This window comes from Fulvimonas yonginensis (assembly GCF_037137055.1).
GTDB lineage: Bacteria > Pseudomonadota > Gammaproteobacteria > Xanthomonadales > Rhodanobacteraceae > Frateuria_A > Frateuria_A yonginensis.
Genome location: NZ_JBBBNY010000010.1, coordinates 76576 through 90250 on the forward strand (window position 1 = coordinate 76576; position 13675 = coordinate 90250).

The window sequence follows — 13675 nt, forward strand, 5'->3', positions numbered from 1 at the left end:
AGGCAACGGGTTCGGCCGCCGGCCGGTTGCGCGGTGCGGGCGAGGCCGTTCCTGGCCGAAGGCTGACGACTGCCCCTTGTCCGCCGTCCTGGTCGTGTTCCGCATCGATTCGGTGCGCCATCTCGTGAATTCTTCGTGGTCGCTGTACGGCGATGGTGCGCCCGCGCGACCGGTCAGGCAAGCCGCCCCATCGGGCGGGCGGAAAGTATCCACGAGAACGTGATCCAGATCACCCGGGCTGCCGGCGGGGCGGGCGGCTGGCACGCGGGCGCCTGCGACCTACAATGCCGCGATGTCCGCCGATACGCGCCCGCTCGCCGTGTTCCTGATGGGCCCGACCGCGTCGGGCAAGACCGCGCTGGCGTGCGCGTTGCGCGAGCGTTTCCCGCTGGAGCTGGTGAGCGTGGACTCGGCGCTGGTCTATCGCGGGCTCGATATCGGCACGGCCAAGCCGGACGCGGTCACGCTGGCGCGCCACCCGCACGCGCTGCTGGACCTGCGCGACCCGGTCGAGCCGTACTCGGCCGCCGACTTCCGCGACGATGCCCTGGCCGTGATGGCGGACATCGGCAAGCGCGGCCGGGTACCGCTGCTGGTGGGCGGCACCGGCCTGTATTTCCGTGCGCTGCAGCGCGGGCTCTCCGCGTTGCCCGAAGCGGCGCCGGCGATCCGCGCACGGCTGGCCGGCGAGGCGGCCACGCAGGGCTGGCCCGCGCTGCACGCGCGGTTGGCCCGGCTCGATCCGGTGGCGGCCGCGCGGATCGGTCGCAACGACGCGCAACGCCTGCAGCGTGCGCTGGAGGTGATCGAACTGACCGGACGGCCGCTGTCGGAACAGCAGACCGGTGGCCGGGGCGATGCGTTTCCCTGGCGGGTGCTCAAGCTCGCGCTGCTGCCGGCCGCGCGCGGGGAACTGCACGGGCGTATCGCCCGGCGCTTCGACGCCATGCTCGCCGCCGGCTTCCTCGACGAAGTGCGGGCCTTGCGCGCACGCGACGACCTGCACCCGGATCTCCCCGCGCTGCGCGCCGTGGGCTACCGCCAGGCCTGGGAGCACCTGGACGGCGCGACCGACGCTGCGACCTTCCGCGACCGCGCCATCTTCGCCACCCGCCAGCTGGCCAAGCGACAGATGACCTGGCTGCGCAGCGAGCTCGACGCGCGCGTGCTGGACCCGGAGCAGGCGGGCCTGCCGGACCGGGCGGGGGCAGCGCTGGAGCTGTTCCTGCAGGGGCACTGACGCCGGCGCGGGGGCCATGGAGCGTGTTTTTCGCGCGCCATGCGCGGGCTGGCGACTGGGTCTCGGTTCCCGTGCTTTCGCCCGTCATTTAAAACTGGTTAATATCCACCGGACTTGGGCCGGTCGCCGTCGTGGCGTCTTTTCTCCGGCCTGCGCAGGTTCGCGAGGGGGTACAACAACATGTCCAAAGGGCAATCACTGCAGGACCCGTTTCTCAATGCACTGCGCCGCGAGCGTGTGCCGGTGGCGATCTACCTGGTCAACGGCATCAAGCTGCAGGGCACGATCGAGTCGTTCGACCAGTTCGTGGTGCTGCTGCGCAACCAGGTGAGCCAGATGGTCTACAAGCACGCCATCTCCACCGTGGTACCCAGCCGCAACGTGCGCATGGGCAATGGCCACGAGGGCCATGCCGAGACGCACGCGTCTGCCGAAGCCGAAGGCTGACCTTCGCCGCGCGCCGCCGGCAGGACAGCCTGGCCTGCCGGCAGCCATCGCCTCGCGCCCACGGTCTCTTGCCGGCCGGTGCGCGATGATCGGCATACAATGCCGCTCCCGGCCGCGGGTTCGCCCTGCGGCACCCCCCACACGACAGGCGATTTCGAGACCTAGTGTTCGATAGACAGAAGAAGGGCGAACGCGCCGTACTGGTCTTGCCGTATGCCCGCGGCGAGGGGGACGCCGCCCGTCGCGCGGCCGAATTCGCGGAACTGGTCAAGTCCGCCGGCGCCGAGGTGCTGGCCAGCGTCGGCGCCCGCGTCGAGGACCCCAATCCCCGCTACTACATCGGCACCGGCAAGGCCGAAGAGGTCGCCGAGGCCGTGCGCGCCACCGAGGCGGACGTGGTGCTGGTCGACCACCTGCTGACCCCGGTGCAGGAGCGCAACCTGGAGAAGCTGCTGGCCGTGCGCGTGGTCGACCGCGCCGGGCTGATCCTGGACATCTTCGCCCAGCGCGCGCGCTCGCACGAGGGCAAGCTGGAAGTGGAGCTGGCCCAGTTGAAGCACCTGGCCACCCGGCTGGTACGCGGCTGGACCCACCTGGAGCGCCAGCGCGGCGGTGCCATCGGCCTGCGCGGTCCCGGCGAGACGCAGCTGGAGACCGACCGCCGCCTGCTCGGCGAGCGGGTCAAGATGCTCACCAAGCGGCTGGAGAAGGTGCAGGTGCAGCGCACCCAGCAGCGCCGCGCGCGCCTGCGCAACACGGTGCCGCGGGTGGCGCTGGTGGGCTACACCAACGCCGGCAAGTCGACGCTGTTCAATGCGCTGACCGAGGGCGAGGTGTTCGCGGCCAACCTGCTGTTCGCCACGCTCGATCCGACGGTGCGCAAGATCGAGGACCTGTCCTGCGGCCCGGCCGTGCTGGCCGACACCGTGGGCTTCATCCGCGAGCTGCCGCACGACCTGGTCGCCGCTTTCCGCGCCACCCTGGCCGAGGCGCGCGATGCGGATCTGCTGCTGCACGTCAGCGACGCCGCCGACGAGGAGCGCGAGCGGCTGCACCGGATCGTCGACGCCGTGCTGGAGGAGATCGGCGCGGGCGAGGTGCCGCAGTTGCGCGTGATGAACAAGATCGACGTACTGCGTGAGGGCCTGGGCGACGGCGGGGCTTCCACCGCTGACGGTCTGGACGATCCGCAGGAGGCGCCGGCGCCGCGTCTCGCGGCCGCTGCGCAACCGCGCATCGTGCGCGATGCCGACGGTCGTCCCGCCCAGGTGTGGCTGTCCGCCGCCACCGGGGAGGGCCTGGAACTGCTGCGCCAGGCGCTGGGTGAACTGCTGGGCGGCGAGCGCGTGCAGACCGAGCTGCAGTTGCCGCTGTCCGCAGGTCGCCTGCACGCGCGCCTGCGGGCGGCCGGGGCGATTGCACGCGAATCGGTCGACGAGCACGGCTGGCACCTGCACATCGATGCCCCGCGTGCGGTGATCGCTCCGCTGGGCGGCGGCAATCCACAGGATGCGGCCTTGCTGCGCGGGGTGCTGGGCGCCCCGGACATGCCCTGAACGGTAGGAGCGGGCTTGCTCGCGATGCTGTTCCTTCCGTTCGCCGGCCGCGCATCGAACCCCTCCGGGCGGGCATCCAGCCAACGGCATCGCCAGCAAGCCCGCTCCGACTAAAGGGGCGGCGGCGCGGGCAAGGGGGCGGCCGGAACGGCCACGGCCCGTTCCGGCCTCTGCTAGACTATCCGGCGTTTGTGCGGCGTTCGCCCGCCCGCACCGAGATCGATCGCGGCGTGCCGCGATTCACCCACCCCGACCTCGACGCTGCGTTTATGGCCCTGAATCCGCAACGCACTCGCCGGCACGTCCTGCCGGCCTGCCCCTTGCCCCAAGGAGATTGAGATGGCCTGGAACGAGCCCGGCAGCGGCCAGCGCGATCCCTGGAGCAGCAAGCGCCCCAGCGGCGGCAACCACGGCATCGACGACGTGCTCAAGCGCCTGCGCGCGCGCCTGGGCCGCCACGGGGGGCCGGGCGGCATCGTCACCATCGTGCTGGCATTGCTGCTGGCCTGGCTGCTGCTCAGCAGCTACACCGTGATCGACGCCCGCCAGGCCGGCGTGGTGCTGCGCTTCGGCCAGTACGCCCGCACGCTGCCGCCCGGCTTCCACTTCAAGCTGCCGCAGCCGATCGAGACGGTGACCAAGGTCGAAACCACCCGCGTGCGCTCGCTGTCCGACAGCGTGCGCATGCTGACCCGCGACGAGAACATCATCAGCATCGATTTCACCGTGCAGTACCAGGTCTCCGACGCGCGCGCCTACCTGTTCGCGGTGGACGACGTGGAGGGCACCATCGCCGCCGCGGCCGAGGCCGCCGTGCGCTCGGTGATCGGCCACAGCGACATGGACCTGATCCTCTCCGGCGAAGGCGCCGCGCTGGTCGACGAGGCCGGCCGCACGCTGCAGAAGACGCTCGACGCCTACCACTGCGGCCTGCAGGTGACGGCGGTCAGCTTCCAGAACGTGGCGCCGCCGGCGGAAGTGAAGGACGCCTTCGACGACGTCAACAAGGCGCGCGAGGACAAGCAGAGCATCGAGAATGGCGCGCTGGCGTACGCCAACAAGGTGGTGCCGGTCGCGCGCGGCGACGCCGCCCGCATCGCGGCCGAGGCGGCTGGCTACAAGGCCGAGCGCATCGCGCGCGCGCAGGGCGACGCCGAGCGCTTTTCGCTGCTGCTGAAGGAATACAAGGCGGCCCCCGAAGTGACCCGCAAGCGCCTGTGGCTGGAGACGATGGAGCAGGTGATGGCCGGCAACCGCAAGGTGATCGACGGCTCGGGCGGCCGCACCATCATCAACCTGCCGCCGGTGCCGGCGGCCGCGACCACCGCTGCCGCCGCCACGTCCGATGCGGACGCGGACAAGGAGAACCAGCCATGAAGGCCGTCTGGCTCGTGATCGTGGCGCTGCTGGTGCTGCTCGGCATCAACAGCGCCTTCGTGGTGCGCGAGGGGCAGAGCGCGCTGGTGCTGCAGTTCGGCCGCATCGTGCAGACCGACTACCCGCCCGGGCTGCATTTCAAGGCGCCGCTGATCCAGCAGGTGGTGCGCTTCGACACCCGTATCCAGGGCCTGGACGCGCCGCCGGAGCGCTACTTCACCTCGGAGAAGAAGAGCGTCAACGTCGATTTCTACGTGAAGTGGCGCGTGGCCGACAACGCCGGTTACTACCGCGCGACCAGCGGCGACGCCAACCAGGCGGCGCAGCGGCTCACTCCGGTGGTGAAGGACGCGCTGCGCTTCGAGTTCAACTCGCGCACGCTGCAGGACCTGATCGCCGGCGGCCGCAAGGACATCACCGAGCGCGTGCGCCAACTGACCGATGCCGCCGCACGCAGGAATCTCGGCATCGCGGTGGTCGACGTGCGCATCAAGCGCATCGACCTGCCGGAGGAGGTCAGCGAATCGGTGTACAAGCGCATGCGCGCCGAGCGCCTGCAGCTGGCCAACGAGCTGCGCTACACCGGCCAGGAGGCGGCCGAGAAGATCCGCGCCGACGCCGACCGCCAGGGCCAGGTGCTGCGCGCCGACGCCGAGCGCGACGCGGCCAAGGTGCGCGGCGAAGGCGATGCGCAGGCGGCGGCGATCTACGCCCGGGCGTACGGCCAGGACCCGGAATTCTTCGCGTTCTATCGAAGCCTGGCGGCGTACAAGAAGGCGTTCGCAGACGGCAAGGGCACCCTGGTGCTCAAGCCGGACGCGGAGCTGTTGCGCTACTTCGACGACAGCGCGGCCAAGCGCTGAGGGCGCGGGCATGCCGCACGAGTTGTCGGCCGCGTTGTGCCTGGTGCTGGTCCTGGAGGGCCTGATGCTCTTCGCGGCGCCGCGCCACTGGCAATCGATGGTGCGCCAGGCGCTCGAGCTCAGGCCGCGCACGCTGCGCGTGTTCGGCGCGGCGGCGGTGATCGCCGGGCTGGCCGCGCTGCAGCTGGTGCGCTGAGTCTTCCTTTCCGAAACCACGGCTCCCGTGCGGGGCACAACGAGCGAGAACTTTCATGGGCAAGTCAGTCGTCATCCTCGGAGCCCAGTGGGGCGACGAAGGCAAGGGCAAGATCGTCGACCTGCTGACCGAGCGGGTCAGCGCCGTGGCGCGCTTCCAGGGTGGCCACAACGCCGGCCACACGCTGGTGATCAAGGGCAAGAAGACGGTGCTCCACCTGATCCCCTCGGGCATCCTGCGCGAGGACGCGCTGTGCCTGATCGGCAACGGCGTGGTGCTCTCGCCCGAAGCGCTGATCCAGGAGATCGGCGAACTGGAAGCCCAGGGCGTGGACGTGCGCTCGCGCGTGAAGATCAGCCCGGCGACGCCGCTGATCATGCCCTACCACATCGCCGTGGATAAGGCGCGCGAGGCCGCCGCGGGCAAGAGCGCCATCGGCACCACCGGCCGCGGCATCGGCCCGGCCTACGAAGACAAGGTGGCGCGCCGCTCGATCCGCGTGGCCGACCTCATGTACCCGCACGAGCTGCCGGCGCAGATCAAGGCCGCGGTCGAGTACCACAACTTCATCCTGACGCAGTGGCTGAAGGCCGAGCCGGTCGACTACCAGAAGGTGCTCGACGACGCGCTGGCCTGGGGCGAGTACATCCGTCCGCTGGTCGACGACGTCGCCACCATCCTGCACGACGTGCGCCGCGAAGGCGGCAACATCCTGTACGAAGGCGCGCAGGGCGCGCTGCTGGACATCGACCACGGCACCTACCCGTACGTCACCTCGTCCAACACCACCGTCGGTGGCGCACTGGCCGGCACCGGCGTGGGCGCCTGCGACATCGACTACGTGCTGGGCATCTGCAAGGCCTACGCCACGCGCGTGGGTGGCGGTCCGTTCCCGACCGAGCTGCACGACGAGATGGGCGAGCGCCTGCGCAAGGTCGGCAACGAGTTCGGCGCCAGCACCGGCCGGCCGCGCCGCTGCGGCTGGATCGACCTGGTGGCGTTGAAGCGCGCGGTGCAGATCAACGGCATCAACGGCCTGGCCATCACCAAGCTGGACGTGCTCGACGGCCTGCCGTCGATCAAGGTCTGCGTGGCCTACGAGTACCGTGGCAAGCGCCGCGAGCTGGCGCCGCTGGACGCCGACGGCTGGGCCGAGTGCAAGCCGGTGTACCTGGAGTTCCCCGGCTGGGCAGAGTCCACCGCCGGCATCCGCGACTGGAACAAGCTCCCCGCCGCCGCCCGCGCCTACCTGCGCGCGGTGGAGGAGCTGTCCGGCTGCCGCCTGGCGATCGTGGCCACCGGCGCCGACCGCGAGGACACCATCGTCCTGGACGACCCGTTCGCCTGAGCGCATCGACGCAGAAGGCCCCGCCAGGCGGGGCCTTCTTTTGCGTCCCGCCCGACGGCGTTGCCTTCGGCATCGGTTTCCTTGCTTCTGCGCGAGGGCTCAGTGGCCCGCGGCATGCACACCGGCGCTGCCTTCACCCCGGGCGCGGGTCGAGGCGGAGACGCCGTGGCGGGCCGAGCCTTGGGCGTGGGCCCGTGCCTGTGCGCCAGCCGCACCACGGGCGTCGGCCGTGCCGCCGGAACCCGCCTTGGCCTGCGCGCCGCCTTCGCCCGAGCCCGACACCTCGGCCGACGGGCCACCGGCGCCGCGCGTCGTGCCGGCGGCCGGCGACAGCGGTCCGGACCCGCCGGTCGACCGCTCGTCCGACGTCGTGCCGGAGCCAGGCCCGCCGGTCGATGCCGTTCCGGAAGCGTCGCCGGCAAGGGCCGTCGCGAGCACGCCGGCAGGCGCGGGCTGCGCGCCAACGTTGTCGGTGTGGCTGGCCGTGCGGTCGCGAACATCGGCCAGGCCGTCGGCCGAGCCCTTCGCAGCGGCCGGGGCGTCGCCGGCTCCGCCGCGGGCGTCCGCCCCTGCGCCGTCGACATAGTGTTTGGCCGTCGGGACGGCCGAACGTGTCACACCGGTGACCTGACCCGGCGTGGTCGCCAGGCCGTCCCTCGCTGACGAAGGAAGGGTGCCGGCTGCAGAGGAGGCGAGTTCGGCTGCGCCGTTCCCCGCGACACGGTGGCCGCTGCCGCCGCCGGCCCCCGCCGCGCCGGCGAGCGCGGCGGAGGCATCGTTGGCCGCCGTACCGTCCAGTCGGCGGGTGGCGCGTGCCCCGGTATCCGTCGCCGAAGCAGCGCTCGCGGCGGCCCGCCGGCGCAGGCGCTCGGCGTGCCGCTCGACGGCCCGCGCATCGATCCCGGGCGCATCGAGACTGCTCATGCCGCCGCGCATGGAGCCGTCGATGCGGCCGTCCATGGAGCCCATGGTGGTGGATCGGATGGGGCCGCCCAGGCCGCCGGCGATATCGCCGGCAAGCGAGCCTCGGCCCAGTACCTGGGCGTGCGCCGACGCTGCTGCGGTCAGGGCGAGCACGCCGCTGACCAGGGCAATGGTGAGGGGCTTGTAGCTGAGGGTCGTGTTGCGCATGTGGGACCTCCTGCCCGCGGCCGATCCGCGGCTTCCGAGGTCCAGTACGTCCGTGGCGCAAGCATCCTTCCATGCCGGCGGCCCGTGGTCGGCATGCGTTCAGGTTCAGGGTGTCAGCAGACCGTACCCGTAGCGAGGGTCGTGGCCCGCGGCGCCGAGGTGACGTGCTTCGCCGATCAGCCGGCGCTGTACCTCGGCGGCGGCTCCGTCATGCGGCGCCTCCAGCAAGCCCGCAGCCCTCCGCGCGACGATCGGGGCCGCGAACGAGGTGCCACGCAGCGCATTGCGGCCCCTGCCGACCACGCCGGAGGCGCAGAAGTCCACCTGCTCGCCCGCGGCGGACTCGGGCAGCACGCGATCGTGCGCATCGACGCCGCCGACCCCGATCACACCCGGGTACGCCGCGGGAAACAGCGGCGGCGCGGCGGGTCCGTCGTTGCCGACCGCACTGACCAGCACGTGTCCCCGCGCGATCATCGCCTGCACCGCCCGCGCGAGTACCGGGTTGTCGGGCCCGACCAGGCTGATGTTGATGACCGCGACACGCTCGCGCGCCATCCAGGCAAGCGCATCGACGAGTCTCGACACGGCGCCCCCGACCTCGTCCCCACACCATAGATCGGCCGCATACAGCGCGTCCGCGTCGCCTGCGACCAGGCGCGCGGCAACTGCCGTGCCATGCGGTGAGGCGACCTCCCGCTGGCAGCCGTGCCGCTCGATATGCGCATGGGCGAGCGCAGGATCGGCCGCGTCGACGCCGCCGTCGATCAACCCCACGCGCCGGGCGGGCATCGCGGATGACCCTGCGGCCGCCATGCCGTCCTGGTCCGGGTGTCCGGGTCCGGCGGGCAGATAAAGATGCTGGTAGGTGAAGGTGGCATCCGGCGCAGCTTGCCGCAGGGCCTGCATGGCCGCAGCCGTGCCACGCCCGCGCAGGTCGTGCAGGACGACGAAGTCCAGGCCCAGGACGACATCGGCCGGTGGCGGCCGATCGACGGAGAAGCCGCCTGCCCGCACGGCGTCGAGTTGCGCCTCCGACAAGCCCATGGCAAGGAATTCGCCGCGGACGACCGGCGCTCCCCGGGGGTCGACATCGACGCGCCCGGGTTCCCGGCGCAGCAGCGCGTCGACCTGCGCTGTCAGGCCGGCGGCCAGTGGTCGTCGCAGCAGGTCACCGGCGCGCTGCAGGGGCGGTCCGGGGAGGGCCCCGGGCAGGGGCATGCCCGGGACCTGCAAGCCTTGCAGCGCGCCCCCCACCTGCGCCTGTGCGGGCGAAATGCCCGCCAGCGCCAGAACGAAGGCGGGCGCCAAAAGCCGCATGATGGAAAAAGCGCGCAAGGACATCGCCCGGTGGCCTCGGTGGGCGGATGCTAGCATCCACCCGCTTTACGCCCTCCAACCGCATGAGCGTGCGCGAGGGAAGAAATGTGCCCCTTCGGACGTACAGGAACACGATGGTGGATTCGACCGACGCCGTGCGCGCGGGCCTGATCCCGCTGCTGCCGCGCCTGCGTCGCCTGGCGCGCGCGCTGGCTGGACAGGCCGCGGATGCGGACGACCTGGTACAGACGGTGCTGGAACGGGCGCTGGCGCGCGCCGCGCAATGGCGACCGGATGCTCCGCTGGACAAATGGGTGTTCGCGATCGCACGCAATGCCTGGCGCGACGAGCTGCGCGCCCGCGGGCGGTCGCAAAACCTCTTCGTACCGGAGGCGGCGGCTGCGGTGGTGGACGAGGGCGCCAGCGCACGCCCGGCGGATCGGTTGGCGCTGGCGGCCGCGTTGGCGGCGCTGCCTCCGGACCATCGCGAGGTCGTCGCCCTGGTGCTGGTCGAGGGCATGTCCTACGGCGAGGCCGCCGAAGTGCTGGAGTTACCGGTCGGCACCGTCACCAGTCGGCTCGCCCGCGCCCGCATTGCCTTGCAGGCCCATCTCGGGAAAGACGCATGAACCCCATCGACGACGACACACTGCAGGCCTACGTGGATGGCGAACTCGATCCCGTCTCGGCGGCGCGCATCGATGCCGCGCTTGCGCACGACCCGCTGCTGGCCGACCGCGTCCGGCGGGCACGCGCGGTTCGGGCCGAGTTGCGCGCCGCGTTCGATCCGGTGCTCGAAGAGCCGATACCGGCGCGGTTGTCTGCCTTGTTGCAGCCGTCCTCCCAGCCCGTGCGGCGCGGCATGGCGCGCGGATCGGCAGCCGCCGGCCATGCAGCCGCGGCCCGCCGACGGCCGCGCCGCCGGCTCGTTGCCGGCATTGCTGTCGCCGCGTCGGTGGTGCTCGTCGGCATGGCGTTGCGAGGGTGGTGGGCTGGCGGCGACCTGGTGCGCATGCAGGATGGGCAGGTGCTTGCCGCCGGCGATTTGCAGCACGCCCTGGACGAGGCTCTGGCAAGTGAGCCCGACCCGCACGCCCGGGTCGGCGTCGGCCTGAGCTTCCGCGGCACGGATGGACACATCTGCCGCACGTTCGTGCTGCGCGCCCGGGCGGCGCGGGCCGGCCTGGCATGCCATGGCGATGCAGGCTGGTCGGTGCTGGTGCTGAGCCCGGCGGCCCGCGAGGATGGCGAACTGCGCCCGGCGGCGAGCGCTCTGCCGGCGGACGTGCAGGCGGCGGTCGATGCCCGCCTGCGAGGCGACGTGTTCGACGCCGGGCAGGAGCGGGCAGCACGCGCCGCAGGCTGGCGCTGACCGCTTGGCCCCGGATGCGCGGTCGGGGCCGGGATGGGCGGCGTCGGATGGCGCTTGGTGCGCGCCGCAGGCCCTGCGGTTCGAATACCCCTCAGTACATCCGCATCGACGAGGCGCGGATCACGTACGGCTCCTGCTCGGCCTCCGGGCCGGAAGCGATGCGGGCGAGTTCCTCGTCGAGGCGCTGGACCGTCTGCCCGGCGCCGTACCGTTGCATGCGCTCGCGCAGCATCGCGTTCTCTCGCATCAGGCGGTCGCATTCGTCATGGAGGGCGCGCATCGAGCGCTCCAGTTGGTTGCAGCGCAGTTGCAGGGCGTTTCGCATGGGAGGTCTCGTTCGGGCTTGCGGCGGGTCTGGCACCGGCGCGAACGCTCGGCAAGGTACCGCCGTTCGCAGGTCCGATGTTGGCGTGACGACCGTGAGGCCTCCGTCTAGCCGGCGCTAGCAAAAGCTCAGGTGCGGCCGCCGGCAGCGGTGGTGGCTCGACCGGCCGTTCACGCCGCGGCGCCAATGCTCAGCAGCGATACGGAGCAGGAGAATCGCGTGTCGGGCGCAGTCAGACAGGACCACGCCGGATGGCCCGAGCGGCTGTGGATCATCCGGCATGGCGAAAGCGCGGGGAACATCGCGCGCGACCGGGCCGAGGCCTCGGGCGCGCCGCTCATCGAACTGCAGCACCGCGACGCCGACGTGCCACTTTCACCGCTCGGGCTCGAGCAGGCGCAGGCGCTGGGCGCGTGGATGCGGGCATTGCCCGAAGAACTGCGGCCGACCACGATCCTGGCCTCGCCCTACGAGCGTGCACGGCAGACGGCCTGCGCGGCGGCCGAATCGATGGGGCGCAGGGCGGAGGAGGTGCTGGTGGACGAGCGCCTGCGCGAGAAGGAGTTCGGTGTGCTCGACCGCTACACGCGTGCCGGCATCCGCGAGAAGTTTCCCGAGCTCGCCGACCAACGCCGGCTGGTCGGCAAGTTCTATTTCCGCCCACCCGGCGGCGAGAGCTGGTGCGACGTGGTGCTGCGCCTGCGCAGCATGCTGAGCGACCTGCAGCGCAACCACGCCGGCGAACGGGTGATGATCGTCGGCCACCAGGTGATCGTGAACTGCTTCCGCTACCTGCTCGAGCGCATGGACGAGCGCACCATCCTGGCGATCGACCGCGAAGGCGACGTACCCAACTGCGGCATCACCGAGTACGTGCGGGCCGCCGACGGCTGCGGCCTGGTGCTGGAGCGCACCAACTTCGTGGCGCCGCTGGTCGAGGCCGGATCGCCGGTGACGATCGAGTCCGACCGGCCCAAGGGGGCACGATGAGCGCGCGGGCCGAGCCGCAGCGGCTGACGGCGCGACTGCTGCGCGGCATGCCCTTGCCGGATCCCGACGGCGGCAAGGAAGCGCGCGGCCGCGTGCTGGTGATCGGCGGCTCCAGTCGCGTGCCCGGTGCGGCGCTGCTGGCGGGCACCGCCGCGCTGCGTTCCGGGGCGGGCAAGCTGCAGGTGGCCACCGCGCAGGACGTCGCGCTGCCGTTCGCCGTCGCCCTGCCGGAGGCGCTGGTGCTGGGGCTGCCGGTGGACGCGCGGGGCGGCATCGTGCGCGGCAACGCCGCGCTGGACGACGCGCTGGCCGGCGCCGACGCGGTGCTGGTCGGCCCGGGCATGAGCCCGGCACCGGCGACCACCACGCTGGTGCAGCGGATCATCCGGCATGCGACGGGCACGCTGGTGATCGATGCCGGAGCGCTGTCGCCGGACCTGCGCGCGCGGCCCGGCGCGCCCTACGTGCTGACGCCCCATGCAGGCGAGATGGCGAAGCTGTCCGGCCTGGAAAAGTCGCGCGTGCAGCGCGAGCCGCAGGAGCTGGCGCTGGCATTTGCCCGGCGCACGCGCAGCGTGCTGGTGCTCAAGGGCGCCACCACCTGGATCGCATCGCCCGACGGCCGCCTGTGGCTGCATCCGGGCGGCTGCCGCGGGCTGGGCACCTCCGGTTCGGGCGATGTGCTGGCCGGGCTAATCGCCGGGCTCGCGGCGCGCTGCGGCGATGCCGTGCAGGCGGCACTGTGGGGTGTGTTCGTGCACGCCGAGGCAGGGCGGACGCTGGAGCGTTCGGTGGGTTCGCTGGGTTTCCTCGCCCGCGAGATCGCCGACCCGGTGCCACGCCTGCTGGACCATCTGCGCCGGCGCGGCGCGACGGTCAGGACGGGCTCCAGCGCTGGGTGAGCGGGCCGTGCTCGCCTTCCACCGGATCGCACGCGGGGAAGGGCAACTGCGCGATGCGCATCAGCATGGTCGCATCGGGGGCGTCGCGGCAGATGTCCCAGTGCTGGTCCGGCGGATAGGCACCGACCACCAGGAAGTCGTTGCTCGACTCCAGGCGGCGGTGGCCGGTGCCGGCCGGCAACAGGGCCACGTCGCCCGCGCGCACCCGGACCTCGCGGCCGCCCGGGCCGCCCAGCATCAGGCGTGCGCTTCCCCTGGCGACGCCGAGCACCTCATGGGCGGTGGAATGGTAATGATGGAAATCGTAGATGCCCGAGCGCCACTGCGGAGGCCAGCCGTTGCGCCGGAACATCGCCTCGAAGGCTGCTGCGGCGCCGTCCTCGCCTGCCTCGCCGCCGAGCGCCTGGCGATAGAGCAGCACCGGCAGGCGCGGGTGGTTGGGCACCCAGTCGTGGGGCGACAGCAGGAAGGCTTGTACGTGCATGGTGGTCGGTTCCGGTGTCGTGACCACGTCCGCGCGGACGGGGCCAGCGGCGAGCTTGCGCCGGCGCATGTGTAGGAAGCGGCGAGCTAACGAGCCACCCATCGTCGCTGCACGCCCCGCTGAC

Annotated in this window: 15 protein-coding genes; 11 read left to right on the forward strand and 4 right to left on the reverse strand. The window is 72.0% G+C overall.

The features are described from left to right. Positions 1–292 precede the first annotated feature (292 nt). The 7 genes from miaA (at position 293) to WAT24_RS13030 (ending at position 7027) form a co-directional block, all read left to right on the forward strand. Complete coding sequence (miaA, locus tag WAT24_RS13000) at positions 293–1240, forward strand: tRNA (adenosine(37)-N6)-dimethylallyltransferase MiaA (protein WP_336808318.1); 948 nt, start codon at positions 293–295, stop codon at positions 1238–1240. A gap of 180 nt (positions 1241–1420) precedes the next feature. Continuing rightward, positions 1421–1687 (forward strand): RNA chaperone Hfq, encoded by a 267-nt coding sequence (gene hfq, locus WAT24_RS13005; RefSeq protein WP_336808319.1) that lies wholly within the window; start codon positions 1421–1423, stop codon positions 1685–1687. A gap of 164 nt (positions 1688–1851) precedes the next feature. Then, on the forward strand, positions 1852–3243 hold the full coding sequence (gene hflX, locus WAT24_RS13010) for a ribosome rescue GTPase HflX (RefSeq protein ID WP_336808320.1): 1392 nt from the start codon (positions 1852–1854) through the stop codon (positions 3241–3243). Between the two features lie 339 nt (positions 3244–3582). After that, the gene (hflK, locus tag WAT24_RS13015) at positions 3583–4620 is read left to right on the forward strand and encodes an FtsH protease activity modulator HflK (RefSeq protein ID WP_336808321.1); all 1038 of its coding nucleotides are present in this window, start codon (positions 3583–3585) and stop codon (positions 4618–4620) included. Next, complete coding sequence (gene hflC, locus WAT24_RS13020; RefSeq protein ID WP_336808322.1) at positions 4617–5483, forward strand: protease modulator HflC; 867 nt, start codon at positions 4617–4619, stop codon at positions 5481–5483. Before hflK ends, hflC begins: the two co-directional genes overlap by 4 nt. A 10-nt stretch (positions 5484–5493) precedes the next feature. Beyond that, positions 5494–5679 (forward strand): DUF2065 domain-containing protein, encoded by a 186-nt coding sequence (locus tag WAT24_RS13025; RefSeq protein WP_336808323.1) that lies wholly within the window; start codon positions 5494–5496, stop codon positions 5677–5679. 55 nt (positions 5680–5734) lie between these two features. Next, on the forward strand, positions 5735–7027 hold the full coding sequence (locus WAT24_RS13030) for an adenylosuccinate synthase (RefSeq protein WP_336808324.1): 1293 nt from the start codon (positions 5735–5737) through the stop codon (positions 7025–7027). 99 nt (positions 7028–7126) lie between these two features. Here WAT24_RS13030 and WAT24_RS13035 read toward each other — a convergent pair whose 3' ends face one another. Further along, entirely contained in the window at positions 7127–8158 is a 1032-nt protein-coding gene (locus tag WAT24_RS13035; protein ID WP_336808325.1) for a hypothetical protein, read from the reverse strand. Between the two features lie 105 nt (positions 8159–8263). Next, positions 8264–9502 carry a S8 family serine peptidase gene (locus tag WAT24_RS13040; protein WP_336808326.1) on the reverse strand — a complete coding sequence of 413 codons (1239 nt, stop codon included), beginning with the start codon at positions 9500–9502 and terminating at the stop codon, positions 8264–8266. A gap of 59 nt (positions 9503–9561) precedes the next feature. On the opposite strand from WAT24_RS13040, the gene WAT24_RS13045 reads away from it, so the two are divergent. Both WAT24_RS13045 and WAT24_RS13050 read left to right on the forward strand, forming a co-directional pair. After that, positions 9562–10107 (forward strand): RNA polymerase sigma factor, encoded by a 546-nt coding sequence (locus WAT24_RS13045; protein WP_425605304.1) that lies wholly within the window; start codon positions 9562–9564, stop codon positions 10105–10107. Beyond that, entirely contained in the window at positions 10104–10850 is a 747-nt protein-coding gene (locus tag WAT24_RS13050) for a zf-HC2 domain-containing protein (RefSeq protein ID WP_336808327.1), read from the forward strand. Before WAT24_RS13045 ends, WAT24_RS13050 begins: the two co-directional genes overlap by 4 nt. A 91-nt stretch (positions 10851–10941) precedes the next feature. Here WAT24_RS13050 and WAT24_RS13055 read toward each other — a convergent pair whose 3' ends face one another. Next, positions 10942–11175 (reverse strand): hypothetical protein, encoded by a 234-nt coding sequence (locus WAT24_RS13055; protein ID WP_336808328.1) that lies wholly within the window; start codon positions 11173–11175, stop codon positions 10942–10944. Between the two features lie 186 nt (positions 11176–11361). On the opposite strand from WAT24_RS13055, the gene WAT24_RS13060 reads away from it, so the two are divergent. Both WAT24_RS13060 and WAT24_RS13065 read left to right on the forward strand, forming a co-directional pair. Further along, positions 11362–12165 (forward strand): histidine phosphatase family protein, encoded by an 804-nt coding sequence (locus tag WAT24_RS13060; protein ID WP_425605305.1) that lies wholly within the window; start codon positions 11362–11364, stop codon positions 12163–12165. Next, positions 12162–13067 (forward strand): NAD(P)H-hydrate dehydratase, encoded by a 906-nt coding sequence (locus WAT24_RS13065; RefSeq protein ID WP_336808330.1) that lies wholly within the window; start codon positions 12162–12164, stop codon positions 13065–13067. Before WAT24_RS13060 ends, WAT24_RS13065 begins: the two co-directional genes overlap by 4 nt. Here the strand turns inward: WAT24_RS13065 and WAT24_RS13070 are convergent. Continuing rightward, positions 13042–13551: a cupin domain-containing protein gene (locus WAT24_RS13070; protein WP_336808331.1), complete on the reverse strand. Its 510-nt coding sequence runs from the start codon at positions 13549–13551 to the stop codon at positions 13042–13044. The two genes, WAT24_RS13065 and WAT24_RS13070, sit on opposite strands and share 26 nt — an antisense overlap. Positions 13552–13675 lie beyond the last annotated feature (124 nt).